22 protein-coding genes, 1 tRNA gene and 2 pseudogenes are annotated in these 25555 nt (G+C 62.3%); 21 read left to right on the top strand and 4 right to left on the bottom strand.

Annotation, left to right across the window (positions count from 1 at the left end; all coding sequences use genetic code 11):
• Positions 1-8: 8 nt before the first annotated feature.
• The 19 genes and pseudogenes from ACN50D_RS03295 to ACN50D_RS03205 all read left to right on the top strand — a co-directional run.
• Positions 9-647: pseudogene (locus ACN50D_RS03295) on the top strand (NADH-quinone oxidoreductase subunit C); the annotation flags it as partial.
• Positions 647-1978 (top strand): NADH dehydrogenase (quinone) subunit D, encoded by a 1332-nt coding sequence (gene nuoD / locus ACN50D_RS03290; RefSeq protein ID WP_003942229.1) that lies wholly within the window; start codon positions 647-649, stop codon positions 1976-1978. The pseudogene ACN50D_RS03295 and the gene nuoD, both read left to right, overlap by 1 nt.
• Positions 1975-2799, top strand: coding sequence for an NADH-quinone oxidoreductase subunit NuoE (gene nuoE, locus ACN50D_RS03285; protein ID WP_211920283.1), 825 nt, complete (start codon positions 1975-1977; stop codon positions 2797-2799). Before nuoD ends, nuoE begins: the two co-directional genes overlap by 4 nt.
• Position 2800: 1 nt before the next feature.
• Entirely contained in the window at positions 2801-4120 is a 1320-nt protein-coding gene (gene nuoF, locus ACN50D_RS03280) for an NADH-quinone oxidoreductase subunit NuoF (RefSeq protein ID WP_007735149.1), read from the top strand.
• Positions 4117-6534 carry an NADH-quinone oxidoreductase subunit G gene (locus ACN50D_RS03275; protein WP_211920285.1) on the top strand — a complete coding sequence of 806 codons (2418 nt, stop codon included), beginning with the start codon at positions 4117-4119 and terminating at the stop codon, positions 6532-6534. The genes nuoF and ACN50D_RS03275 overlap by 4 nt, the downstream gene beginning before the upstream one ends.
• Positions 6531-7871, top strand: coding sequence for an NADH-quinone oxidoreductase subunit NuoH (gene nuoH, locus ACN50D_RS03270; protein ID WP_211920287.1), 1341 nt, complete (start codon positions 6531-6533; stop codon positions 7869-7871). Before ACN50D_RS03275 ends, nuoH begins: the two co-directional genes overlap by 4 nt.
• Positions 7864-8421 carry an NADH-quinone oxidoreductase subunit NuoI gene (nuoI, locus tag ACN50D_RS03265; RefSeq protein WP_007735146.1) on the top strand — a complete coding sequence of 186 codons (558 nt, stop codon included), beginning with the start codon at positions 7864-7866 and terminating at the stop codon, positions 8419-8421. The genes nuoH and nuoI overlap by 8 nt, the downstream gene beginning before the upstream one ends.
• The gene (locus ACN50D_RS03260; protein WP_211920289.1) at positions 8418-9215 is read left to right on the top strand and encodes an NADH-quinone oxidoreductase subunit J; all 798 of its coding nucleotides are present in this window, start codon (positions 8418-8420) and stop codon (positions 9213-9215) included. Before nuoI ends, ACN50D_RS03260 begins: the two co-directional genes overlap by 4 nt.
• Positions 9212-9511: an NADH-quinone oxidoreductase subunit NuoK gene (nuoK, locus tag ACN50D_RS03255; RefSeq protein WP_003942238.1), complete on the top strand. Its 300-nt coding sequence runs from the start codon at positions 9212-9214 to the stop codon at positions 9509-9511. The genes ACN50D_RS03260 and nuoK overlap by 4 nt, the downstream gene beginning before the upstream one ends.
• Position 9512: 1 nt before the next feature.
• The gene (gene nuoL / locus ACN50D_RS03250; protein WP_030535567.1) at positions 9513-11405 is read left to right on the top strand and encodes an NADH-quinone oxidoreductase subunit L; all 1893 of its coding nucleotides are present in this window, start codon (positions 9513-9515) and stop codon (positions 11403-11405) included.
• A complete protein-coding gene (locus tag ACN50D_RS03245) occupies positions 11399-13003 on the top strand; it encodes an NADH-quinone oxidoreductase subunit M (RefSeq protein WP_064444520.1) in 1605 nt (534 codons plus the stop codon). The genes nuoL and ACN50D_RS03245 overlap by 7 nt, the downstream gene beginning before the upstream one ends.
• Positions 13000-14595 carry an NADH-quinone oxidoreductase subunit NuoN gene (gene nuoN, locus ACN50D_RS03240; protein ID WP_211920291.1) on the top strand — a complete coding sequence of 532 codons (1596 nt, stop codon included), beginning with the start codon at positions 13000-13002 and terminating at the stop codon, positions 14593-14595. Before ACN50D_RS03245 ends, nuoN begins: the two co-directional genes overlap by 4 nt.
• A gap of 4 nt (positions 14596-14599) precedes the next feature.
• On the top strand, positions 14600-15283 hold the full coding sequence (locus tag ACN50D_RS03235) for a lysoplasmalogenase (RefSeq protein WP_058038683.1): 684 nt from the start codon (positions 14600-14602) through the stop codon (positions 15281-15283).
• Between the two features lie 30 nt (positions 15284-15313).
• The gene (locus ACN50D_RS03230; RefSeq protein WP_007735137.1) at positions 15314-15898 is read left to right on the top strand and encodes an RNA polymerase sigma factor; all 585 of its coding nucleotides are present in this window, start codon (positions 15314-15316) and stop codon (positions 15896-15898) included.
• Positions 15895-16611, top strand: coding sequence for a hypothetical protein (locus tag ACN50D_RS03225; protein WP_050655780.1), 717 nt, complete (start codon positions 15895-15897; stop codon positions 16609-16611). Before ACN50D_RS03230 ends, ACN50D_RS03225 begins: the two co-directional genes overlap by 4 nt.
• A gap of 20 nt (positions 16612-16631) precedes the next feature.
• A complete protein-coding gene (locus ACN50D_RS03220; protein ID WP_003942244.1) occupies positions 16632-17258 on the top strand; it encodes a class I SAM-dependent methyltransferase in 627 nt (208 codons plus the stop codon).
• Between the two features lie 104 nt (positions 17259-17362).
• Positions 17363-17433: transfer RNA gene (locus ACN50D_RS03215), tRNA-Cys, on the top strand.
• Positions 17434-17553: 120 nt separating this feature from the next.
• The gene (locus ACN50D_RS03210) at positions 17554-18345 is read left to right on the top strand and encodes an ABC transporter ATP-binding protein (RefSeq protein WP_058038682.1); all 792 of its coding nucleotides are present in this window, start codon (positions 17554-17556) and stop codon (positions 18343-18345) included.
• Positions 18342-19967: a hypothetical protein gene (locus ACN50D_RS03205; protein ID WP_058038847.1), complete on the top strand. Its 1626-nt coding sequence runs from the start codon at positions 18342-18344 to the stop codon at positions 19965-19967. The genes ACN50D_RS03210 and ACN50D_RS03205 overlap by 4 nt, the downstream gene beginning before the upstream one ends.
• An 87-nt stretch (positions 19968-20054) precedes the next feature.
• On the opposite strand, the gene ACN50D_RS03200 is transcribed toward ACN50D_RS03205, so the two are convergent.
• Positions 20055-20465: a hypothetical protein gene (locus tag ACN50D_RS03200; RefSeq protein ID WP_058038681.1), complete on the bottom strand. Its 411-nt coding sequence runs from the start codon at positions 20463-20465 to the stop codon at positions 20055-20057.
• Positions 20466-20987: 522 nt separating this feature from the next.
• Between ACN50D_RS03200 and ACN50D_RS03195 the strand changes: the two genes are divergently transcribed.
• Together ACN50D_RS03195 and ACN50D_RS03190 are read left to right on the top strand one after the other, a co-directional pair.
• Positions 20988-21170, top strand: coding sequence for a hypothetical protein (locus tag ACN50D_RS03195; RefSeq protein ID WP_249342666.1), 183 nt, complete (start codon positions 20988-20990; stop codon positions 21168-21170).
• 18 nt (positions 21171-21188) lie between these two features.
• Positions 21189-22436, top strand: a pseudogene (locus ACN50D_RS03190) (MFS transporter); the annotation flags it as partial.
• Here ACN50D_RS03190 and ACN50D_RS03185 read toward each other — a convergent pair.
• From ACN50D_RS03185 to ACN50D_RS03175, 3 genes are read right to left on the bottom strand one after another with little or no spacing between them, the layout of a single operon-like run.
• Positions 22385-23230 carry a siderophore-interacting protein gene (locus tag ACN50D_RS03185; protein ID WP_211920293.1) on the bottom strand — a complete coding sequence of 282 codons (846 nt, stop codon included), beginning with the start codon at positions 23228-23230 and terminating at the stop codon, positions 22385-22387. The pseudogene ACN50D_RS03190 and the gene ACN50D_RS03185 sit on opposite strands and share 52 nt — an antisense overlap.
• Complete coding sequence (entS, locus tag ACN50D_RS03180) at positions 23227-24528, bottom strand: enterobactin transporter EntS (protein WP_007735127.1); 1302 nt, start codon at positions 24526-24528, stop codon at positions 23227-23229. The genes ACN50D_RS03185 and entS overlap by 4 nt, the downstream gene beginning before the upstream one ends.
• A complete protein-coding gene (locus ACN50D_RS03175) occupies positions 24525-25538 on the bottom strand; it encodes a Fe2+-enterobactin ABC transporter substrate-binding protein (RefSeq protein ID WP_003942170.1) in 1014 nt (337 codons plus the stop codon). The genes entS and ACN50D_RS03175 overlap by 4 nt, the downstream gene beginning before the upstream one ends.
• Between the last annotated feature and the right edge of the window lie 17 nt (positions 25539-25555).

Here is a 25555-nt window from a genome sequence, read left to right as displayed (position 1 = left end):
ACGGATCGAGGGGGATGTTCGGGGTCCGCGGCAGTGGTGACACCTCGGGCTACAGCCGGCTCGCCCCGCCGATCTCAGTAGAGGACAAGGCCTCTCGACCGTTCGGTGGATACTTCGACGAAGTTGCGGACTCCTTGGATGCCGCATTGCGCAGCGCGGGCAGCACTTTCACCGATGCAATCGAGCGGGTAGTGATCTTTCGAGACGAGATGACGCTGCATGTCGAACGGTCTCACCTCCCGCAGGTCGCGCGCAGACTGCGCGACGAATCGGAACTGCGCTTCGAACTTTGCCTGGGTGTCGATGGAGTCCACTATCCGCAGGACACCGGTCGCGAGCTCCACGCCGCATATCCATTTGCTTCGATCACGCACAACCGCCGGATCAGACTGGAAGTGTCCGTGCCGGACACCGATCCACATATTCCGTCCATCGTCGGGATATACCCCACCAACGATTGGCATGAGCGTGAGACCTACGACTTCTTCGGGATCGTCTTCGACGGTCACCCGGCCCTGACCCGTATCGAGATGCCCGACGACTGGAAGGGCCACCCACAGCGCAAGGACTATCCGCTCGGCGGTATCCCGGTCGAGTACAAGGGCGCCCAGACTCCTCCACCCGACGAGCGTAGGTCGTACAACTGATGAACGAGACGACAGGAAGCAACTCCGGTGCCACGACGGAAACCGTCGTCACAGCATCGGGTCAGGACTGGGACGACATCGTCACCGCGGCCGCTCGCCAGCGAACCGGCGAGGCCGAACGGATCGTGGTCAACATGGGCCCGCAGCATCCGTCCACTCACGGCGTCCTGCGCCTCATTCTCGAAATCGAGGGTGAGACAGTCGTGGAAGCTCGGTGTGGAATCGGCTACCTGCACACCGGAATCGAAAAGAATCTCGAATACCGGAACTGGACGCAGGGCGTCACTTTCGTTACTCGAATGGACTACCTCTCACCGTTCTTCAACGAAACCGCGTACTGCCTCGGAGTCGAAAAACTTCTCGACATCACCGACGACATTCCCGAGCGAGCCACCGTCATTCGCGTGATGATGATGGAGCTCAATCGAATCTCGTCGCACCTTGTCGCCCTGGCAACCGGTGGAATGGAACTGGGCGCCGTGACGGCGATGCTGTTCGGATTCCGCGAACGCGAATTGATTCTGGACGTGTTCGAGACGATCACCGGACTGCGGATGAATCACGCCTACATCAGGCCTGGTGGTCTCGCTCAGGATCTACCCGACGGGTCGGTCGCGAAGGTACGAGAACTGTTGAAGGTCCTACCGAAACGGTTGCGTGACGTCGAACTGATGCTCAGCGACAACTCCATCTGGAAAGCCCGCACCCAGGGAATCGGATATCTCGATCTCACCGGCTGCATGGCGCTCGGCGTGACGGGGCCGGTCCTACGCGCCACGGGTCTACCCCACGATCAGCGTCGAGCGCAGCCCTACTGCGGCTACGAGAACTACGAGTTCGACGTCGTGACGCACGACGGATCCGATTGCTACGGAAGGTACGTCATCCGTGTCGAGGAGATGAAGGAGTCCCTCAAGATCGTCGAGCAGTGCCTCGACAAACTGCAACCAGGGCCGGTCATGGTGGACGACAAGAAGATCGCCTGGCCTGCCGATCTCGCTGTCGGACCGGATGGCCTCGGCAATTCGCAGAAGCACATCGCCAAAATCATGGAGTCGTCCATGGAGGGTCTGATTCACCATTTCAAACTGGTCACCGAAGGAATCCGCGTGCCGCCCGGCCAGGTGTACGTCGCAGTCGAGTCCCCGCGTGGCGAGTTGGGTGTGCACATGGTCAGCGACGGGGGAACCCGGCCGTACCGCGTCCATTTCCGGGATCCGTCATTCACCAACCTTCAAGCGGTAGCGGCGATGTGCGAGGGAGGCATGGTGTCCGACGTGATCGCCTCGGTTGCCAGTATCGATCCCGTCATGGGCGGAGTGGACCGATGACCGGCCCGAACGGCTCGTCACGGGTGTTCATCGAACTCGGGCCGCGCCCGGACGAGCCCACGCAACTGGTACGCCCTGGCGCACGATCGAGTTATCCGCCTGATGTAGTCGCCCGACTCGACGCCGATGCCGAAACCGTCATCGCTCGTTACCGTGAGCCTGACGCCGCGGCGACCACCAGTCGATCAGCCCTCCTGCCGCTCCTTCATCTCGTGCAGTCCGAGGACGGGTACATCACCCCGGCCGGGATCGATTTCTGCAGTGCCAAGCTGGGTTTGACCGGCGCCGAGGTTGCCGCCGTTTCCACCTTCTACTCGATGTATCGCCGTGGTCCGACGGGTGAGTATCTGGTCGGAGTCTGCACCAACACGCTGTGCGCGATCATGGGCGGAGACGACATCCTCGCAGCACTCGAAGAGCATCTCGGGTCAGCAGGCTCCAGAGACGAAGGCGGACACTCCATCTCGACGTCCGACGGCAAGATCACCCTCGAACACATCGAGTGCAATGCGGCGTGCGACTACGCCCCCGTCATGATGATCAACTGGGAGTTCTTCGACAACCAGACTCCGGAATCGGCGCGCTCACTCGTCGATGCGCTCCGCGCCGGAGAGCGCGTGACACCCAGTCGCGGTGCCACACTGTGTTCGTTCCGACAGACCGCACGCACCTTGGCCGGGTTCCCGGATACGCGAATCGAAGCAGCCGAAGCACAAACAATCGGCGGGGCAACTCTTGCCGGACTGCGTATCAGCCGATCTCACGACGACAACCCACCCGGCTCGGCCTCAGCAGCCGACGCTCCCGGCGAAGGGAAGTGACATGACACTCGCCCCCGTCCTGAGTCGCTACTGGGATCAACCGAACTCGTGGACTCTCGACAGCTACCTTCGTCACGACGGCTACCAAGCCCTACGCAAAGCGCTAGCCATGTCCCCCGACGCCGTGATCGAAACGGTCAAGGACGCGGGCCTTCGTGGGCGCGGTGGCGCGGGTTTCCCGACGGGCCTCAAGTGGAGTTTCATCCCACAGAGCACCGAAGACAAGCCAGGAGACGGCAAGCCTCACTATCTCGTCGTCAATGCCGACGAGTCCGAACCGGGCACATGCAAGGACATGCCGTTGATGATGGCGACCCCACACACGTTGGTCGAGGGAGTCATCATCGCGGCGTATGCAATTCGAGCGGCCAAGGCGTTCATCTACGTCCGGGGCGAGGTGGTCCCGGTCCTGCGACGTCTGCAGACCGCCGTGGCCGAGGCCTACGCGGCCGGATACCTGGGCCGCAACATCCTCGGTTCGGGATTCGACTTGGATCTCGTCGTGCACGCCGGAGCAGGCGCGTACATCTGTGGTGAGGAGACAGCCCTCCTCGATTCGTTGGAGGGACGACGCGGTCAGCCTCGACTGCGGCCGCCATTCCCCGCCGTCGCCGGCCTCTACGCCTGCCCGACCGTCGTCAACAACGTCGAGTCCATCGCGAGTGTGCCGTCGATCGTCCTGGGCGGCCCGGAGTGGTTCCGGTCGATGGGAAGCGAGAAGTCGCCGGGGTTCACGTTGTACTCGCTCTCTGGTCATGTCACCACTCCCGGCCAGTACGAGGCGCCGCTCGGCATCACGTTGCGAGAACTTCTCGATTACGCGGGCGGCGTTCGCACCGGGCACACCCTCAAGTTCTGGACTCCCGGCGGATCCTCGACTCCGATCTTCACCGACGAACATCTCGATGTCCCACTCGACTACGAGGGTGTCGGCGCGGCGGGATCGATGCTCGGCACCAAGGCACTGCAGATATTCGACGACACAACCTGCATCGTGCGCGCGGTGCTGCGGTGGACCGAGTTCTACGCCCACGAATCTTGCGGTAAATGCACGCCGTGCCGCGAAGGCACGTACTGGCTGGTGCAGATCCTGCGGCGACTCGAAGGCGGAACAGGTACTGAAGCTGATCTCACCAAACTTCTCGACATCTCGGACACCATCCTCGGAAAATCCTTCTGCGCGTTGGGCGACGGAGCGACCAGCCCGATCATGTCCTCCCTGAAGTACTTCCGCGAGGAATACGTAGCGCATTTCGACGGCAACGGATGCCCGTTCGATCCTCGCCGGTCCGTTCTCGCGACAGGAGCGTTCGTCTCATGACTGCAGCCGACGCCACCACTGGAACCGATGCGGCACCGCCGATTGATCTCGTCACCCTCACCATCGACGGCCGGGAACTCCAGGTACCCAAGGGCACGTTGATCATTCGCGCTGCAGAGATGATCGGCACACAGATTCCGCGGTTCTGCGATCATCCTCTTCTGGACCCGGTCGGGGCGTGCCGACAGTGCATCGTGGAGGTCGAAGGTCAACGCAAGCCGGTGGCGTCCTGCACGACACCGGTTGCGGACGGAATGGTCGTCACCACACAGCTCACGTCACCGGTGGCGGAGAAGGCGCAGCGCGGGGTGATGGAACTCCTGCTCATCAACCACCCTCTGGACTGCCCCGTGTGTGACAAGGGCGGCGAGTGTCCGCTTCAAAACCAGGCGATGTCGACCGGTCGCACCGAATCCCGGTTCGGTGAGGAGAAAAGGACCTACCCCAAGCCCATCCCACTCTCGTCCGAAATCCTCCTCGACCGCGAGCGTTGCGTCCTCTGCGCCAGATGCACACGGTTTTCGGGCCAGATCGCCGGCGACCCGTTCATCGATCTCCTCGAGCGCGGCGCGCTTCAACAGGTCGGGATCTACGCCAACGAGCCCTTCGAGTCCTACTTCTCGGGCAACACCATCCAGGTGTGCCCGGTCGGCGCGCTTACCAGTACGGCATACCGATTCCGGGCGCGCCCGTTCGATCTGGTGTCCAGCCCCAGCGTGTGTGAACACTGCGCCGACGGATGTGCTCAGCGCACGGACCACCGTCGCGGAAAGGTTCTCCGCCGTCTCGCCGGGGACGACCCCGAAGTCAACGAGGAATGGAACTGCGACAAGGGCCGTTTCGCATTCACCTACACGACCCAAGGTGATCGGATCACCACTCCCCTGATCCGCAACGCTGACGGCGAATTGATTCCGGCGTCGTGGCCCATGGCACTCGACCTCGTTGCGCGATCCTTCGCGCAGGCCCGCGGTGACGCAGGCGTACTCGTCGGCGGACGCTCTACCTTGGAGGACGCCTACGCCTACGGCAAGTTCGCGCGAGTTGCTCTCGCTACCAACAACATCGACTTCCGAATCCGTGCTCATTCTGCCGAAGAGGCAGGTTTCCTCTCAGCACACGTCGCCGGCCGCACACTCGAAGAGTCGGTAACGTACCAGGACCTCGAGTCGGCCCCGGCCGCATTGCTGGTAGCTCTCGAGCCCGAGGAGGAGTCACCGATCATCTTCCTGCGGCTACGCAAGGCCGCACGTTTCGGCAAGACGACGGTGCTCTCCAGCGCGCCATTCGCTACGCGCGGCCTGCAGAAGATGGGCGGCTCTTTGCTTCGGACCGTACCCGGAAGTGAAGCAGCTCTGATGGATTCGTTGGCTCGCCCCAGCAGTGAGGAGGGCCAGCTCCTCCGGCAGCCCGGTGCAGTGATCCTGTTGGGCGAACGACTCAGTGAGGTGGCGGGCGGCTTCGCCGCGGCGGTACGTCTCGCCGAAGCGACAGGAGCTTGTTTGGCTTGGGTCCCACGCCGCGCTGGTGATCGCGGCGCCGTCGAGGCCGGCGCACTACCGGGATTGCTTCCCGGCGGACGCCCCGTTGCGGACCCGGCAGCACGTCAGGAGGTGGAATCAGTGTGGGGGGTCTCCATCCCGGCATCCGACGGGCGCGACGCCGCGAGTCTGCTGGATCCGGGGCAGACGACTGCTGCCCTTCTTGTCGGCGGCGTCGAATTGAGTGATCTCCCGAACCCGGCGAAGTCAAGGGCCGCGATCGAAGCAGCAGGGTTCGTGGTGAGTTTGGAGATCCGTCACAGCGGAGTCACCGAACTCGCCGACGTCGTCTTCCCGGTGGCACCGGTCGCCGAGAAGCCCGGAACCTTCCTCGACTGGGAAGGCCGCGAGCGCGTGTTCGACACCGCGTTGAGAACGACAGGAGTAATGCCGGATCAGCGCGTTCTCCACGCGATCGCAGCCGAGATGGGCATCGATCTGGGCCTACCCGACGCAGATTCCGCACGCTCGGAGATACACCGCCTCGGCGCGTGGTCCGGATCGCGCCCCACCTCGCCTCAGGTCCCGTCAGGCACCATGCCCACACCGGCACTGGGCGAGGCAGTGTTGTCGAGTTGGCGAATGCTGCTCGACAACGGCCGATTGCAAGACGGCGAGCCCAACCTGGCGGGTACGGCACGGCTCCCACTCGTACGTTTGTCTGCCGAGACCGCTGCCGAGATCGGCGCCGACAACGGCGATCACGTTGCGGTGTCGACTGAATCCGGTTCCATCACATTACCGTTGGAGATCACCGAACTCCCGCCTCGAACAGTCTGGCTCCCACTCAATTCACCGGGTAGCACGATCCACGAAACGCTCTGCGTTACCGCGGGTTCCGTGGTGAAGATTGCGAAGGCGGGAGCGCAATGACCACCCACGAGTACGGGACCGTCGCAGCTCCGGTCGACCTGTCGGCGTTCGGGCACGACCCGTGGTGGTTGGTGATCGGCAAGGCTCTCGCCATTTTCGTGTTCCTCGTACTCACACCGCTGGTGGCAATTTACGCGGAACGAAAGGTCATGGCACGCATGCAGATGCGTGTCGGACCGAACCGCGTCGGCCCCCGTGGAATGCTCCAGAGTCTCGCTGACGGAATCAAGCTCGCCCTCAAGGAGGGCATCACACCGACCGGCGCCGACAAACCGATTTATCTCCTCGCGCCCGTCATCGCAGTCGTGCCCGCGTTCATGGCCTTTGCCGTCATCCCGTTCGGTCCGCAGGTGTCGATCTTCGGAACCCTTTCACCCCTGCAACTGACCGATCTGCCGGTCGGAGTTCTCTACATCCTCGCCGTGACTTCAATCGGTGTGTACGGGATCGTGCTTGCCGGCTGGTCGTCCGGATCGACGTATCCACTACTGGGCGCACTTCGATCGACCGCGCAGGTCATCTCCTACGAAGTAGCAATGGGGCTGTCCTTCGCCGCAGTCTTCCTCTACGCCGGCACGATGTCCACGTCCGGCATCGTCAGCGCCCAACAAGGTGCCTGGTACGTCTTTCTCCTCCTGCCGTCCTTCCTGATCTACGTGACAGCCATGGTCGGCGAAACCAACAGGGCTCCCTTCGACCTTCCCGAGGCCGAGGGTGAACTGGTGGGTGGGTTCCACACCGAGTACTCCTCACTCAAGTTCGCGATGTTCATGCTGGCCGAGTACGTGAACATGGTGACGGTGTCCGCTCTGGCCACGACACTGTTCCTGGGCGGGTGGCACGCCCCGTTCCCATTCAACCTGTGGGACGGCGCCAATTCCGGTTGGTGGCCCGTGCTGTGGTTTGTCGCCAAGGTGTGGGGCTTCCTCTTCGTCTTCATCTGGTTGCGCAGTACCCTTCCGCGGTTGCGCTACGACCAGTTCATGAATCTCGGATGGAAGATTCTCATCCCCGCTGCCTTGGTGTGGGTGATGGTGATCGCGACTGTTCGTGCCTTCAGCAACGAGGGTTACAACACCTGGGTCGTACTTCTTTGCGTCGCACTGGTTCTCGGAGCTGCGCTCCTGATCGTGTTGGCCGGGACTTACCGCAGCCGACGCCGAACCGCCGCGTCGGTCACCGCTGCGGGGAACATGCCTTTCGATGCGATGTCGGGCGGCTTCCCGGTTCCACCCCTACCTGGTCAAACGCTGCCGACCCGAAAACTACCGGGTCAGAAGGTGCCACCGCCGCGGCGGACAGATGTTTCCGACACATCGGAGGACTCCCATGCCTGATTTCCTCGGACCTATCGCGGGTTTCGGAGTGACGCTCTCGACAATGTTCAAGAAGCCCGAGACCGAGTTCTATCCGGAGGAGAAGCGCCCCACCGCGCCCGGATACCACGGTCGCCATCAACTCAACCGGTATGCGGACGGACTCGAGAAGTGCATCGGTTGCGAACTGTGTGCCTGGGCCTGCCCCGCCGACGCGATCTATGTCGAGGGTGCTGACAACACCGAAGAAGAACGGTTCTCCCCCGGCGAGCGTTACGGGCGGGTGTATCAGATCAACTACCTGCGGTGCATCGGCTGTGGCCTCTGCGTCGAGGCTTGCCCCACTCGGGCTCTCACCATGACCAACGAGTACGAGATGACCGACGACAACCGAGCCGGGTTGATCTACGAGAAGGACCGCCTTCTCGCGCCCCTGAAACCCGACATGGCAGCGCCACCACACGCGCTGCGTCCCGGCACAACTCAGGACGACTACTACCGCGGAGACATCACAGCAGCTCCCGAACAGCCAGCACCCGAGCAAGAGCCGAACCCGGAGACCGAGAAATGATCGCGTCGGTCACGACCACGATCCTGGCGGAGGGAACGATGACATCGACCTCCACCGGCGAGGCGGTGCAGTTCTGGATCCTCGGAACCCTTGCGGTGATCAGCGCTTTGGGCGTGGTCGCCGCCCCCAAGGCCGTCTACTCTGCGCTCTTCCTTGCAATGACGATGATCATCCTGGCCGTCTTCTACATCGTGCAGGGCGCACTGTTCCTGGGTGTCGTCCAGGTCGTCGTCTATACCGGCGCAGTGATGATGTTGTTCCTGTTCGTCCTGATGCTGGTCGGCGTGGATTCTTCGGACTCCTTGGTCGAAACGCTACGGGGACAACGCGTCAGCGCGATCGTGATCGGCGTCGGATTCGGGCTACTCCTTATCGGCGGCCTCGGAAATGCGTCGATCTCGGGGTTCACCGGATTCACCGGACTCGACCAGGGCAACATCGACGCTCTCGCCGATCTCATCTTCATCCGCTACGTCTGGGCCTTCGAACTGACCGGCGCACTGCTGATCACGGCGACACTTGGCGCAATGATGCTCGCGCATCGGGAGAAGATCGGATCCACGCTCAACCAACGCGAACTCTCGCAGCAACGATTCGCGTACCTGGGCAGCGATGAGAGCAATCCCGACAAGGGCTCGGCCACTCCCCTCCCCAGTCCCGGCGTGTACGCACGTCACAACGCAGTAGACATGCCGGCGTTGTTGCCCGACGGAACGTTCTCGACCCTCTCCGTCAGCAGCGCCCTCACTCCGCGATCCCCGGATCCCGATACCGGCGAGGAAACGCAGCGATGAATCCAGAGAACTATCTGTATCTGTCGGTCCTGTTGTTCACCATCGGGGCTGCGGGAGTCCTCCTGCGACGCAACGCCATCGTGGTGTTCATGTGTATCGAATTGATGCTCAACGCCGCGAACCTGGCATTCGTGACCTTCGCGCGCATGCACGGCAATCTGGACGGCCAGATCTTCGCCTTCTTCACGATGGTGGTAGCTGCGGCCGAAGTAGTCGTCGGCCTGGCAATCATCATGATCATCTTCCGATCTCGGCGTTCTGTATCCGTCGACGACGCAGACCTGCTGAAGTACTGACATGTCAGGAGGAATCACGTCCGCCATCTGGTTGCTCCCCGCCCTGCCCCTGTGCGGCGCCGCTGTCCTGTTGCTGGCGGGTCGTCGCACGAACGCGTGGGGCCACCTGTTCGCCTGCGTCATGGCACTCGCGTCGTTTGTCGTCGCAGTGGTGTTTTTCATCGCCATGCTCGGCCGCGACACCGCCGACCGCACCGTCACCGAGCACCTGTTCAGTTGGGTCCCGGTCGACAGTCTTCAGGTCGAGTTCGGACTGCAGCTTGATCAACTGTCGATGTGTTTCGTCCTGCTCATCACCGGTGTAGGTTCGCTGATCCACATCTACTCGGTCGGCTACATGGCGCACGACCCCGAGCGTCGTAAGTTCTTCGCCTACCTCAATCTCTTCCTCGCTGCGATGCTGCTCCTCGTGCTCGCCGACAACTTCCTCGGGCTCTACGTCGGCTGGGAAGGCGTCGGTTTGGCGTCGTACCTGCTGATCGGTTTCTGGCAGCACAAGCCGTCGGCGGCGACCGCTGCCAAGAAGGCTTTTGTCGTCAATCGGGTGGGCGACATCGGATTGATGATCGCGATGATGTTGATGTTCAGCACGTTCGGCTCGCTCTCGTTCAGCAGCGTCTTCGCCGACGCGTCTGGTGCAAGCGAAGGTGTCCTGACGGCGCTCGGCCTGATGCTCCTCCTCGCTGCATGCGCGAAGTCGGCGCAGGTGCCACTGCAGTCGTGGCTCGGCGACGCGATGGAGGGCCCCACCCCCGTCTCGGCGCTGATTCACGCGGCCACGATGGTCACGGCCGGCGTCTACCTGATCGTGCGCTCCAATCCGATCTTCGATCTCGCACCCGACGCTCAACTCGTGGTTGTCATCGTCGGTGCCGTGACGCTGCTGTTCGGTGCGATCATCGGCTGCGCGAAGGACGACATCAAGAAAGCGCTCGCCGCATCGACCATGAGTCAGATCGGATACATGGTCCTGGCGGCGGGCCTCGGACCAGCTGGATACGCCTTCGCAATCCTTCATCTGATCACCCACGGATTCTTCAAGGCAGGCCTGTTCCTCGGCGCGGGTTCGGTGATGCACGCGATGAACGACGAAACCGACATGCGGCGCTACGGCGGGCTCCGAGCGTTCATGCCACTGACTTTTGTCACGTTCGGGCTCGGATACCTTGCCATCATCGGTGTTCCGCCGTTTGCCGGGTTCTTCTCCAAGGACAAGATCATCGAGGTTGCGATCGGCGAGGGTGGCGTCAAGGGTGTTGTGCTGGGCATCGTCACCCTGTTGGGTGCGGCCCTCACTGCCTTCTACATGAGCCGCGTGATGCTGATGACCTTCTTCGGGAAGGCCCGCTGGGAGAACCAGAAACCTCACGAATCTCCGGCAGTGATGACGTCTCCGATGATCATCCTGGCGGTGGGGTCCGTCGGCGCCGGGATGCTCCTGACCATCGGGTCCAGCTTGCAGAACTGGCTCGAACCGGTTGTCGGCTCACATCACGTCGAACCGCCGATACCCGCATGGTCGATCACCGCGCTGGCGCTGCTCGCAGTTGCCGCCGGCGTCGCGATTGCGTATCGCGAGTACGCCACCCGGGAGATTCCACTTGTGGCACCTACTCCGGTTTCACCGTTGACCGGTGCGGCTCGCCGCGATCTGTACGGTGACGCCTTCAACGAGACGGTGTTCATGAAGCCCGGACAACAACTCACCAAGTCGTTGGAAGTGTTCGACACCAAGGGAATAGGCGGCGTCGTGGGCAGCTTTGCGGTGGTCGTCACCGGGCTGTCCGCGCTCACGCGGAAGCTACAGACCGGGTTTGTTCGCTCGTACGCGCTGGTGATGTTTGTCGGAGCAACACTCGTGGTCGCGACAATGATGGCGGTGACACTGTGGTGATCGAAGCGGCGGTGAGCGACTCTGTGACCAATACCGGCTTCCCTGCGCTGACGGTGCTCTGGTTGCTTCCGCTCATCGGAGCGGGTGTAGTCCTCGCTCTGCCGGCACGGTCGTACCAATTTGCGAAGTCTCTCGCATTGGCTGTGTCCGTGGCAGTCCTGGTGGTCGCCGCCGTTCTCGGAGTTGCGTTCGACCGCGGCGGCGAACAATTTCAATTTGTCGAAAGCCACAGCTGGATACCGGCTTTCGGTACCAGCTACACACTCGGACTCGACGGGATCGCACTCGTTCTGGTTCTTCTCACCGCCGTGCTGGTGCCGTTACTCCTGATCGCGGGCTGGAATGACGTCCCGGCAGACCCGGCATCACCCAAGAGAATGCCGCACACCTATTTCGCGCTGATCCTTGTTGTCGAGTCCATGGTGATGATTTCGTTCAGCGCCTTGGACATTCTCTTGTTCTACATTTTCTTCGAGGCCATGCTGATACCGATGTATTTCCTCATCGGCGGGTTCGGCGGAGTGGGCAGATCTCGCGCAGCCGTGAAGTTTCTGCTCTACAACCTCCTCGGCGGCCTGGTCATGCTCGCTGCAGTCATCGGCCTGTATGTGGTCACCACGCGCGACGAGAGTCCCTTCGCCAGCGGCACTTTCGACTTCCGGGCGATCGCCTCAGCGGCAAACAGCGGTGAACTCGGTGTGGGACCCGGGGTGCTCAACGCCTTGTTCCTCGGATTCATGTTCGCGTTCGCGGTGAAAGCACCGCTCTGGCCGCTGCACAGTTGGTTGCCGGACTCCGCGGTGGAATCGACTCCGTCGACAGCAGTGCTGATGATGGCGGTCGTGGACAAGGTGGGCACGTTCGCGATGATTCGCTACTGCCTGCAACTGTTCCCGGAGTCGTCGTCGACCTTTGCACCGTGGATCATCACGCTCGCCGTTATCGGGATCGTCTACGGCGCAATACTGGCGATCGCGCAAACAGACGTCATGAGACTGATCGCCTACACGTCGATTTCGCACTTCGGCTTCATCATTCTCGGAATCTTCGCGATGACCAGCCAGAGCCAGGCGGGTTCCGCGCTGTACATGGTCAATCACGGAGTCTCCACTGCGGCTCTGTTCTTGATTGCGGGATTCCTCGTCTCGCAGCGAGGTACTCGATCGATCGCGGCGTACGGCGGCGTCCAGAAAGTTGCACCCGTACTTGCCGGCACATTCCTCGTTGCGGGGTTGGCAACGCTGTCGCTGCCGGGTCTCGCGCCGTTCATCAGTGAGTTCCTGGTGCTGATCGGGACGTACTCGCGATACCACGTGGCCGCTATCGCGGCGACTGCCGCGCTTGTCCTGTCCGCGATCTACATACTCTGGCTCTACCAGCGCATGATGGGCGGACCTGTGAAGGAAGAGCAGGGAACGATCCGCGACCTCGCTCGACGCGAACTCGTGGTGGTCGCCCCTCTGATCGCACTCTTGTTGCTTCTCGGCATCTACCCCAAGCCTGCCTTGGACGTCATCACTCCTGCAGTGAGCCATACGGTCGTCGACGAGGCTCCGACCCCGCTCGTCGCCGACCACGAAGGAGGTGCCCACAAATGAGTTCCTTCAACGACGTGACCATCCTCGGCTCAGCCGGCACGGCGTCACCCAGTGTCGAATACAGCTTGCTCTCGCCAATGTTGATCGTGTTCGGTGTTGCGGTTGTGGGCGTACTCATCGAGGCATTTGCACCCCGGCGTTTTCGATACCCCGTGCAACTCGTCCTCGGTGTCGCAGGCTTGGCGGCCGCATTCGTGGCAGTGCTTCTGCTCGCCGGCACGCGGTCGACGGCGATGATGGGTTCTGTAGCGGTCGACGGTCCGACCCTTTTCCTGCAGGCCACGATCCTTCTCGTGTCGATCCCCGCAGTACTGCTGATCGCCGAGCGAGGCTCGGGCAACACCGCCGAGGTGATCGCGCAACACGACGCGCTCGGCGGTTTCACCCCTCAAGCGTCGAGCGTCCCCGGAAGTGTTGCGGAACAAGAAGCGGTCAAGGTCGGTATCGCCCAGACCGAGGTCTTTCCGCTCACCCTCTTCGCTGTCGGCGGCATGCTCCTCTTTCCCGCGTCCAACGATCTGCTGACGATGTTCGTTGCGCTCGAAGTGTTCTCACTGCCTCTGTATCTCCTGTGTGGTCTGGCACGCCGACGTCGCCTGCTCTCCCAGGAAGCTGCGCTCAAGTACTTTCTGCTCGGGGCATTTTCGTCGGCGTTCTTCGTTTTCGGAATCGCATTGCTGTACGGCTATGCCGGGACGGTCACGCTCTCCGGTATCGCCGACGCAGCACGCAGCGGGTCGGGTACCGATGCCTTCCTGTGGCTCGGGACAGCACTCGTGGCCGTGGGATTACTGTTCAAAGTCGGTGCCGTGCCGTTCCATTCGTGGATTCCCGATGTCTATCAAGGGGCGCCGACGCCGATCACCAGTTTTATGGCTACCGCGACCAAGATCGCCGCATTCGGTGCCATCCTTCGTGTCTTCTATGTGGCTCTGCCCAACGAGTACGTGAACTGGCGTCCACTGATGTGGGCAGTCGCGATTCTCACGATGGTTGTCGGATCGATCGTCGCTGTTACGCAAACCGATATGAAGCGGATGCTCGCGTATTCGGCCATCGCGCACACCGGATTCATTCTGACCGCTGTGGTTGCGGATTCGGATGCCGGCCTGGCCTCGGCGATGTTCTACCTTCTAGCCTACGGATTCAGCACCGTGGGCGCGTTCGCCGTCGTGAGTCTGGTTCGGGACGCAGACGGTGAGGTCGCGACGCTCTCGCGCTGGGCCGGGGTGGGCCGGCGCTCACCATTGGTCGGAGTTGTCTTTGCACTGTTCCTGCTGGCTTTCGCCGGGATCCCGTTGACCAGTGGGTTCATCGGAAAGTTCGCGGTGTTCAGCGCGGCAGCCGAGGGCGGGGCCGCACCTCTCGTGATCGTCGGCGTCCTGTGCAGCGCGATCGCCGCGTACTTCTACGTGCGAGTGATCGTGTTGATGTTCTTCACCGAATCGGCCGCAGACGCTCCGACCGTCGTGGTGCCGAGTGCACTGACCAGCAGTGTGATCGGCCTCGGCGCCGGTGTCACGCTCATCCTCGGCATACTCCCCCAGCCGGCGCTCGACCTCGCCGAGCGTGCAGCGGACTTCCTACACTGAGCCGATGGGTGAATCTGATTGCGACGCCGGACTGCCGAGCACCATCCGGTCGCCATGGTTTGTCGGGTTTTCAGCGGTAGCGATTGTCCATCTGATCCTCAATGCCGCTGATGCTGCGCCCTGGGACGGGATCACCAAGGTCATGCTCGCGCCGATTCTGGCTGCCTGGGTTGTCGCCCGACGCGGACCTCGAGTTGTGGCTGCGGCACTGATTGCCTGTGCTTTCGGAGACCTGTTCCTGATCTGGGACTCCACGTTTGTCATCGGCATGGCAGCCTTCGCGATCGGTCACCTCTGCTTCATCCGATTCTTTCTCTCACACGGCGCTCTTCGGGAGATACGAAGGCGGCCATGGTTTCTGTGCGCTTACACCATCGCTGGAATCGCTCTTGTGTCGTACACCTGGCCCGGTCTCGAACCTGAACTTCGAATTGCCGTCCCCGTGTACGCCGCAATCCTGGTGGGAACCGCATCAACCGCACTGACGTACAACTCGATCACCGGTATCGGCGGCGCGCTGTTCCTCACCTCTGACGCCCTCATCCTGCTCGGCCAGGCGAACAAGTGGCAGCCCGCCGCTGCGGGCATCTGGATCATGACGCTGTACATCCTCGCTCTGTTGCTTCTGACAGTGGGAGTTCTCGGCCGGAGTAACACGCCAAACCGTCCATTAGCTCAGAGGCTGTAAGGATCAGCAACCAGCCGGACATCTCTTCATATGACCCCGAAATCCGAGGAACAACCGCCGCCGAGCGGCGAAGAGCGGTTCACCGCCCTGTGGGACGCCTACGCCGGTCGGGTGTTCGCGTATACCTGTCGCCACGTTGATCATCACAGCGCGCAGGAGGTTGTCTCCGAGACGTTCCTCGTTGCCTGGCGACGCTTGGACGAAGTGCCCGACCAGGCACTGCCGTGGCTGTTGGTGGTGGCTCGTAACACCGTGAACAACAACCGTCGCAGCGTTCGGCGCCTTGACGCGCTCACCGAGAAGATGGGACGCATCGAGCAGATTGCGGCATCGACGCCGGGCGCCGACGTCACTGTCACCGAACGCACGGAACTGCTCGAAGCACTGGCAACACTCACCGTCACCGAACGTGAAGCCCTGCTCCTGACTGCCTGGGACGGGTTGACCGCCACCGAAGCCGCGCGGGTCGCTGGGTGTTCGGTTCCGGCCATGCATGTTCGTCTCTTTCGCGCTCGGCGTCGATTGCGCGCCGGGTTGACTTCAGAATCCGACACCGTAATCCCGATGAACACCGCCCGACCTTGCGCTGCCGCCGAACACGGGAGTACCCCATGACCAAAGATCCGCTCACCACGCTCGAGAAGCTGCGGCCGAGCGATACGGTTTCCGCCGAACTCTGGCCCGAGAACGTCCAAGATGCCGCACGCACCCGAATCATGGCTACCGAAAACAACATTGGGGCAACCAAAGCTCCACGCCGTCGCGTCGGTGCCATCGTTCTCGTCGCGGCGATCTGCGCAGCAGTGGTGGTGGGCTGCGCCGCTGCCACGGGGATGATGCCGAAAGCGTTCACCGACATGTACTCGGGTTGGCAGACGATGCCGGGAACCAACGGCGGAATAGATCCGTCCACCGCCGAGCGGGTCGGGTCCATTCCCGGACCTGACGGAACCTTGTTCAGCGTCTTTGTCGCCCACGGCGCTAATGGCTGGAGGTGCGTCGCCCCGGTTTTCGAGGCGTCAGCCGACATCGACAAGGTTGGTCCGTCGAAATTCATCGGCCTCGGACACGGCTGCAGATCAATTGACTTGTACGGCGCAGATTCATTCGGGGGCGGCGCCGGGTACGAGGCCGGTCCGCACGAGGCGACCTACGACGCAGGAGCGGGAGGTGCTGTCCGAGCCGAACTTCACACCGCAGACGGCCAGATCTATCCGACAATTCTTGCCGAAGACCGCTTCTACGGATGGATTCCCCTGTCGCTCACGTCCCCTCGTCCAACCCTCGTCGGATATGCCGCAGACGGGACGGTCGTCGGCACCCGGTGAGCTGTCGGTACCCTCGAAAGATGACTGCACACGCCCCGAACGAGCGCATCCCCAGCCAGTGGGAAGAGATCACTGCAGCCGACTCGACGCATTCCACACGATATGTCGAGCGTTTCCGTTCCATGAGAGCGGACGGCAAGGACATTGTCGGGGAAGCACGTTTGATCGACGCGATGCTCGGACGCGGTGGCCGGGTTCTCGATGCAGGGTGCGGGCCTGGCCGACTCGGCGGTTATCTGCACGACGTCGGGCATGTGGTTGTCGGAGTCGATGTCGACCCGGTTCTCATCGCTGCCGCAGAAGAAGACCACCCCGGACCGACGTGGCTTGTCGGCGATCTCGCCGAACTCGATCTGCCGGCCCGCGGTGTCGAGGCGGATTTCGACGTCATCGTGTCGGCAGGCAATGTGGTGGCGTTTCTCGCGCCGTCCACCAGGCAAGCAGTATTGTCAGGATTTGCTCGTCATCTCGCTCCGAGCGGCCGAGTAGTCATCGGATTCGGTGCCGGCCGTGGCTACGAGTTCCCCGAGTTTCTCGCCGACGCGACCGCGAGTGGCCTCGAGGCTGATCTGCTGCTCTCCACGTGGGATCTTCGCCCGTTCAAGGAGGATTCCGAATTCCTGGTCGCGGTGTTCTCCCGCGCCTGACCCGGCACTTCCCCCGCAGTCCCTGCGATCCGTCACACGGCGATCAACTCACCCTGATCACAATGGTGGCGACTGTTGTTCACTACGAACATAATTGGATCAATGCGGGTGTGGCCGAGCGGCAAGGCAGCGGTCTGCAAAACCGTCCACGCAGGTTCGACTCCTGCCATCCGCTCCCCTTGCGAACCAGCGACTCATGTCGCAACCCCCACCTAGGAATGACATTCGGTGCACGCAGCCTGCATCGCTCCGCTCCGTCTCCGCGCACATGGCTCCGGACAGTTACCCTCGATCGATGCACCCTCTCCCCGAGACAGGACAGTTACCTCCCGGACCGATGGCTTTGCAAGTGGAACACCTCTGCATGGCGTTCGGCGCGAAAGTTGCTGTGAACGACCTTTCTCTTGCGGTGCCCTCAAGTTCGTTGTTCGGTCTGGTTGGCCCGAATGGTGCGGGAAAAACGACCACATTGTCGATGGCTGTCGGATTGCTTCGCCCGCACTACGGTCGCAGCCTGGTGTACGGCTACGACGTGTGGAACGACCCTGTGGCAGCGAAGAGTCTGCTCGGCGTTCTACCCGACGGTCTGGCGCTACCCGCCCAGTTCACCGGTCATGAACTACTCACCTATTTCGGGCGACTGCGCGGTATGCCAGAGGACGTCATCGCGTCACGACGCGACGAACTGTTGGCCGCGCTCGATCTCGCCGATGCAGGTGGAACGGTCATCGCCGATTATTCAGCGGGCATGACGAAGAAAATCGGGTTGGCCTCGGCCTTGTTGCACGGCCCTCGCTTACTGGTACTGGATGAGCCGTTCGAAGCTGTCGACCCCATTTCTTCGGCCGGAATTCGGAGCATTCTGCTCTCGTTCGTCCACTCAGGTGGCTCGGTCATTCTTTCCAGTCACGTGATGGCCCTTGTCGAACAACTGTGTACTCACATCGGAGTCATCGCAGACGGTCGCGTCGTGGCTTCAGGAACGGTCGACGAGGTGCGCGCAGGCAACACTCTCGACGAGGCATTCGTTCGCCTGGTCGGTAGCCGCAGTCCCAGTCCCGACGGACTGTCATGGATGCGCGCATGACCACCACCAGCTTTTCACCGACACACTGGAACCCGTCGGTCTCTGTGTGGCGCACTGTTCTCCGCATGCGCATGACCCTCTACAAACGTCAGTTCACCGGTGGAAGAGCTGTAATCAAGGTCATTGCAGCGTTGTTCGGGGTTCTGGGGGCAGCGCTACTGTGCCTACGAGCTTCGGGAAAGAACGGTGTTTCTCCCGATCTCGTCAGCGGCACAACCAGTCTCGCACTTTCGGCTATCGGCGTGATGTGGATCTTGATGCCGATCATGTCTGGTCTGTCAGATGACAATCTTCACCCCAGACATTTCCAGCTACTCCCCCTGGAACCCGTCCGACTCGCCAGAGCACTGTTCTCGACGTCGCTGGTCGGTATGACCGTGCCGATTACCGCGTTGGCTGCAGCAGCGATTCCAATTTATGCCGCTACACACCACCCTGCCGCACTGCCATTGGCCATTATCGCTTGGCCCGCAACGGTCCTGCTCATTGTCGGCACCTCACGGGTCGCGATGCTGGCGATGTCGCAGCTCCTGCGGAGTCGTCGCAGCCGCGAACTGGGACTGTTGGCATTCGGCACGTTCTTCGGCGGACTGTATCTGCTGCAATTTCCGCTGCAGAGTCGCCTCGGCACGGTCGTGGACGGCGACGTCACGTGGCCGCTCACGGTCGCGCATTCGATCCCGTTCGCGTGGGGAATCACCAGTGTCGACGCAGCAGCAGGAGGCGCCTGGCTCCTCGCCGCCGGAGCAGTCCTCGCCCTGGTGCTGGTCGATCTCGCACTGCTGTGGTCATGGCAACGCCTGGTCGTTCGCTACTTCAACGGGAAGGTCGCAGAATCAGCGGGCGCCACTTCCGTGCAATTGAAGAACCAGGGCCGCGACATTCGAACCGGTTGGCGCGCATCCCGACTGGGCACCGTCATCTCTCGCGAGCTTTCGCTCTGGCACGGAGACATGCGCCGACGAACACAACTGCTCTCCGTTGCCATCATGACCTTGGTCTCCGGCTTCGGACCGCTGATCTCGTCATCGATCCCCTTCTCCGCCGCATGGGGTGCCTGGTTCCTGATCTACCTGGCAATGGCAGCCGGATCGAATCTGTACGGATTCGACGGCGCATCGATCTGGCATCTGGTGATGATCCCCGAAGCCGCTGCCGCTGACGTCCGGGGCCGACAAATCGCGTGGGCGATCGTGACGACACCCTTCGTGGTCGTCGCAACAGCTGCTGTACGGATCTTCGGGGACCTCGGGACCGACCGACTGGCCGTGCCGCTCGCCGTCGGCATTTCGATGATGGGAGTCGGTGCAGGACTGGCAGTAGCGATATCCGCCAAAGCCCCCTACCCGGTCCCGGAGATGAAGAAGTCGTTCTCCCTCAACACCCGTGGATCCTTCAATGGCTCGTCCTTCGGACTGATCATCCTCGCCATCGTCATCTTCGCCGCGACAACGGCGCCCGGCGTGCTACTAGGAGCGCTGCTACCGAACCCGGTGAACTATTTCGCCATCCCTGTCGCTGTTGCGATTGGTGCACTTGGTGCTTGGATCGGAGGCCGCGTCGCGATCACCCGTATGCAACGCGAGCCGGATCGGATTCTGTTCGCGGTCACCACCGCATGATCGTTGCCCAGATAGTCCGAGAATTTCTGGGCGTCAGCGCAGTAGCCGCAACTTGCACCAAAAAACTCAGTCTGGGCAATCGGATTATCAGGGAGCCAGGTAGCGCAGCTCAACGGGTTCGGTCCTCGCATATCGCCGCCGGGCTTTCGTGACATAGCTTCCGCTCGAGCCGAACCATTGCCCTGGAAACATCGCACCACCAAGATGTTTGGCATGCCCCCGGAGCACTACGGTTCCGTACGTGTCGCCGAACGTCCCGGCCGATGCGGGAACTGCGCGCACCCCGCCCCTTCGCTGGAGCGCGGCTGGATCGAGCGCTGCCTCAGGTTCGCACCGCAGCCCGCTCGGTGTGCAGAAATCCTGGTGATGGACCACTACACCGGAGCGATGGAATTCTGCCGGTGCCGACATCCGTTCCACGGGTCCTGATCGCGCCGGATCCTCGAGATCCGCTGTCGAGCCGAGTCCCTCGGCGCCCCGGCTCAACAGCGAAATCACACCTGAATCAGCTCAGCGAGCTCAGCAGCGGCTCGAGAAGCTTGTAGAGCTCGAAGATTCCGATGATCGTTGAAATAGAACCCATGATGATCCTCCGTGATTCGTGAACTTTCTGTGACGTCGCGTCACAGGCAGAAAGCTAACAAACCCGGCATTCAAACGGGGACCTTGGATGTGTCCGGCAGATGAACTCCCTGCTCGGAGAAGCATTTTGGTGACCAGCGTCATGCTCATCGAGAAATGAGCCCCATCGTCACATCGCCTGACACCAACCGACGGTAGCAGCAAAAGTCTGCCCGTTGCGATCTGGCGATACATGGCACCATTTCCACCCCATCCGACTCTTGCTTTGTGCGCTGAATCCGATTACATTTCTCCACAATAACGGTACGCGTAACGAAATAGCGGGACGGTCTACTTCACAGCCCGATATATCCAGTGCCACAACCCTTCCGGGCTCTTGGAGGGGCGGCGTTTCGTCGCGTCCATAAGCTCCTCACTCCCCGATCGAAAGAGAGCACGATGACCACAGAGAGCGTCTCCGGCAATCAGCCGCGACCGGTAGCAACTATCGCAAGCCTGACCCTGCTGATCGCTGCCGTGGCCGCGCTCGAAAGCATCATCGTCCCCGCACTCCCCCTGATACAGAGAGACTTCGGAGTGACGGCCGACGTCGGAGCGCTCGCATCCGTCGCTCTGACGTAGAGCACTGTCCTCGTCACGCCGATGGCCGGGCGAATAGCCGACGTGTACGGCGCCCGCCCCACCTTGCTCGCGATCACGACAATCGTTGTCCTGGGCGGCAGCGTGTCCGCTCTCGCAACGATCTTCCCGCTGTTCGTCCTCGGCCAATTTCTCCAGGGATTCGGGCTCGGGTTGCTTCCCGTGAGCTTCGTGGTCCTACGACGCACTTTGTCCTCGGACCGACTGAAGACGGCCACGGGTTTACTCGGGGCTGTCGTAGTGGCCGGCGGCGCTCTGGGAGTCGTATTGGCCGGGCCCGTCGCGGAAAACGTCTCACGCACCGCGATGTATGCAGTTCCGACCGCGTTCGTTTTGCTCGGCGCAATTGCTTTTGCCGTGAGCACACCACGAGATCACATATCGAACGTCGGCGGCCGACTCGATTGGCCGGGAGCGGGCGGATTGGCTCTGGGATTGTTGACGCTGACGGCGTGGCTGGCGAGCGCATCGAGCAACGGGTGGGGCGCACCGACGTCGATGCTGCTGCTTCTCGCTTCCGCTGCCGTGTTCGCGATCTGGGCCAAGTATCAGAGCCGGACAACCGAGCCGATGGTCGACCTGACGATGATGCGGCATCGTTCGATGTGGAGCGCCGTGGTCGTCGGCGTGGTTTTCGGGTTCACTTACGGCGCTGTTGTCTATCTACTTCCGCAACAACTCGCCGTGCCGGCAGAGAGCGGATTCGGCCGCGGTGCATCGACAAGTGCCATCGGAATCCTGCTGTGCATCGGTTACGGCGCAGCGGTGATCGCGTCGGTGATTTCCGGAAAGCTCGCACAACGGGTCGGCACGAAAGCCATTGCGGTAGCGGGAGTTGCCTTCCTCGGCCTGAGCGGCGCCGTCGGGGTCTTTGCAACCACGATGTGGCAGATCGTTGTGGTGCTGATCCTTGCGGGTACCGGCGTTGCCGCCGCGTCGACGGCAGTGTTCGTCATCTCCGCCGACAGCGCACCGGCAGACCGCGTAGGTGTCACGACGGCAATAGTCACGATCGCCAGATCGCTGGGTTCTGCTGTGGGAACCCAAATTGCCGCCGGGATCATCGCGAGCGCGACTTCATCCGGCGGCCTTCCCCAGCACTCGGCATTCGCCACAGCTTTCGGAGTGGCGGCAATCGTTGCGATTGTCGGACTCGTTGTCGCGGTGACGATGCCGAAACCGGCATCAACCGATGTTCAGTGGTCGTCGTCGTCCTCGTCGAAGTCTGCGACTCCGCGCTTCCAGTAGCCCGTGATCAGGTGGTCGCCCGAACTCAGGCCGAGTTCGTCGCGCACGAATCTGCGAATCGGCTTGAGACTGGTGGCCTCACCGGAGATCCAGGCGTAGACACGCTCGCCCTCGGGCACGGTGACCGTCCGTACTGCCTGCTCGAGCAGATCCGAGTGACCGGCTGCGACGTCACCGCGGTGCAGCCATCGCACCTCGACGCCTTCCGGAACAGTGAGTTCGATTTCCTGTGAAGGGTCGGTGATCTCGACGAACACCCACCCGGCGGCAGCAGCGGGCATCATCTCGAGCCAACGAGCAATGGCAGGAAGGGCGGTGATGTCACCGGCCAGCAGATAGCGGTCGTACGTCCACGGAACCACGACGCCACCGGGCGGACCTGCCACGTGCACCCGAGTGCCGACGGTCGCCGCCTGAGCCCAATCAGAGGCGTACCCACCTTCGTGGAGCGCGAAATCGAGGTCCAGCTCCCCCGCCTCGGCGTCGTATCGACGGACGGTGTACTCACGCGAGATCGGCAATGGACGAGGCCACTTCAGGCTGAATCCGTCGCGTTCGGGTAGACGTAAAGTTCCGTCTGCATCCGGGTAGACCAGGCGAACATGCTCGTCGGGAGCGTGCGATTCGAAGCCCGCCAACTCCGGTCCACCCAAGGTCAGACGCAACAGTCCGGTCCCGACCATTTCGCTGCGAACAACTTCGAGTTCGCGAATGCCGATGGGGTACGGCACTTTTGCGCCGGTGGTTCCCGCCAGAACTTCGGCGATGGTCGCGAGGTGGTCTCCTCGGTTCATGAACTACCTTCCTTTTCCGGCGGAGCATTCCCCACCGGCACAGTGTTTTCGGAGAGATCGACTTCGTTGATCTCCGAAGTTACCCGGCGCACCGAACCCAATGCTGCCAGGAGCACCAGGCCCAGTGTCACACCGGCGAGCCCCAAGACCAGTAGCGCGGCGCCAGGCTCGAGCCACTGCCCGAGGAACCCGGCTGCCATCGAACCGATCGCCGTACCCGTGACGGCTTGCACCATCCACAGACTGGACACGCGTCCGCGCAATTCGTCCGGAGTGTTCTGTTGAAGGACTGCAAATCTCAGAATGTCGTTGAGTGCGCGGCCGAGGCCGAATCCGGCCAGGCCCAGGAACGCGACAATCGCTGCTCCCGACGCACCCAGTACCACCAGGCCGAGAGGCATCAGCGCAACAGAGATCAACATCGCGGCGCCGTTGCGGTGGACTCGTCCGGTCCAACCGCTGGTGAGGGAACCGACCACAGCGCCGACAGCGGGGGCGCCGTAGAGCAGACCGAGCATGGTGGGTCCGCCGCCGAGGACCTGGTCGACGAAGGCAGGCAGCAACACCATCGGCCCGCTGACGAACATGACCAACAGACCGCTGATAAGGATGCCGCGAATGACTGTGTGCGTGCCGGCGAATTTCACGCCGGTCACCAGCGCGCGCATCGGGCTTTCGTGATTCGTGCCCGGTGCAGGAGAAGGGCCGATGGCTTGGAACAACGTGACAGTTGCTGCGGTGGCCACCGCAGCAACAAAGTATGTCGCGGGAATGCCGCCGGAGGCGATGATCACGCCGGCGATTGCCGGCGAGATCATCGTCCCGATGTCGGTGGTCAGCGCTACCAAAGCGCCGGCCGCAGCCATCTTGTTGCGCGGCAACAACGTCGGCATCAAAGCCATCAAGGCCGAGCTGCTGACACCGCCGGCCAAGCCGTCGACAGCTGCCGCGACGTAGATGACCCACATCGACGGGTGTGGCAAGAGCGCATTGCACCCGAGAATGACAAAGCCGAGACCCGCAGCACTGCGGGCCAACTGGATGGTGCGTCGCCGATCGTAACGGTCAGCGAGCACGCCGCCGAACAGGCTGCCGAAGAACATGGCGATGGCCATCGCCGTGGACACTCCGGCAACCTGCAAGGTCGAGCCGGTGAGCTGGTACGTCTGCGCGGGGACGGCTACGACGAGCAGTCCGATCCCGAGCAGCGAGATCAATCGCGCGGAAAAGGCGTACCTGAAGGGACGGCTGGTCCGCAAGGGTGAAACATCGATCACCAGCCCACCGAATCGAGTCATGCGAAGGTCTGGCCGATCAGGTCGAGGGTAGCCATTGCGCCGTCGTAGTCAGGACGGTAGCTGCTGGCGGGGAGCTCGAACGTCGTGCCTGCCTTGAAGGACGGCAACTGCGAGTAAAGCGGATCGGTGGCAAGTTCGGCCATCGGGCGACCGGACACCGGAATCACAAAGGCGACAGGAGCATCGGCGACCTGCGAGAGCAGTTCCGGGCTGACCTCGAACGAGTCACCCGAGCCGAAGAGCTGCGGGTTGCCGGCCTTGGCCATGACGTCGTCGGCCTTGAAACCGAGCTCGGCGAGCATCGCGGGCAGCGCGGCCGTCGGCGGAACGAGGTACGGCTTGTTGCTCGAGACCGAGAGGAAGTAGACGACGTTGCCCTCGGGAACCTTGATCTTGCCCTTGACCTCTTTGACCTTGTCCTCGTATGCGCTCATCAGCGCCGGAACCTGGTCGGAACGGCCCGCCGCGTCGGCGACGATTTCGAGCTGCTTGTCCCACGCGGCGACCGTCTTGGGGACCAAGACGGTGGGTGCGATAGCAGTGAGCTGATCGTAGAGTTCCTCGGACTGAACGGAGGTGATTCCCTGGCCACCGCCGATGATCAGGTCGGGCTCAGCCGCCGCGACGGCTTCGATGTTGAGCTGCTCGCCGGCCGGCAATTCCTTGGTGCCCTGCGCCTTTGCGGCGTCCGCCCAAGCCGGCGGGAATCCACCGTCGAGGTTCGTGACACCGAGGACGCGGGTATCGGTGGCAACCACCGGTGCGTCCAGGGCGTACAGGTATCCGGCGAGACCGCCGCTCAGAACCACGATGCGCTCCGCCGACGCGGGCACGGTGACCGAGCCCTTCTCGGTCTCGATCACGCGGGTCGTGGGCTCTGCAGCCTTGGTCGGTTCGTCGTTCGAATCGCTACTGCAACCGATCATCGCCACGAGTGCGACGATCAGCAACCCTGCGATGGCGACGAATCGTCGCCAACTCCGTATCGCGAGGGGCGGTGTGGACTTCATCATTGAGCTCCCATTGT

It is taken from the genome of Rhodococcus sp. SB1D, assembly GCF_048573875.1.
Lineage (GTDB): Bacteria > Actinomycetota > Actinomycetes > Mycobacteriales > Mycobacteriaceae > Rhodococcus_F > Rhodococcus_F qingshengii.
This window is presented reverse-complemented; position numbering and strand designations above follow the sequence as displayed.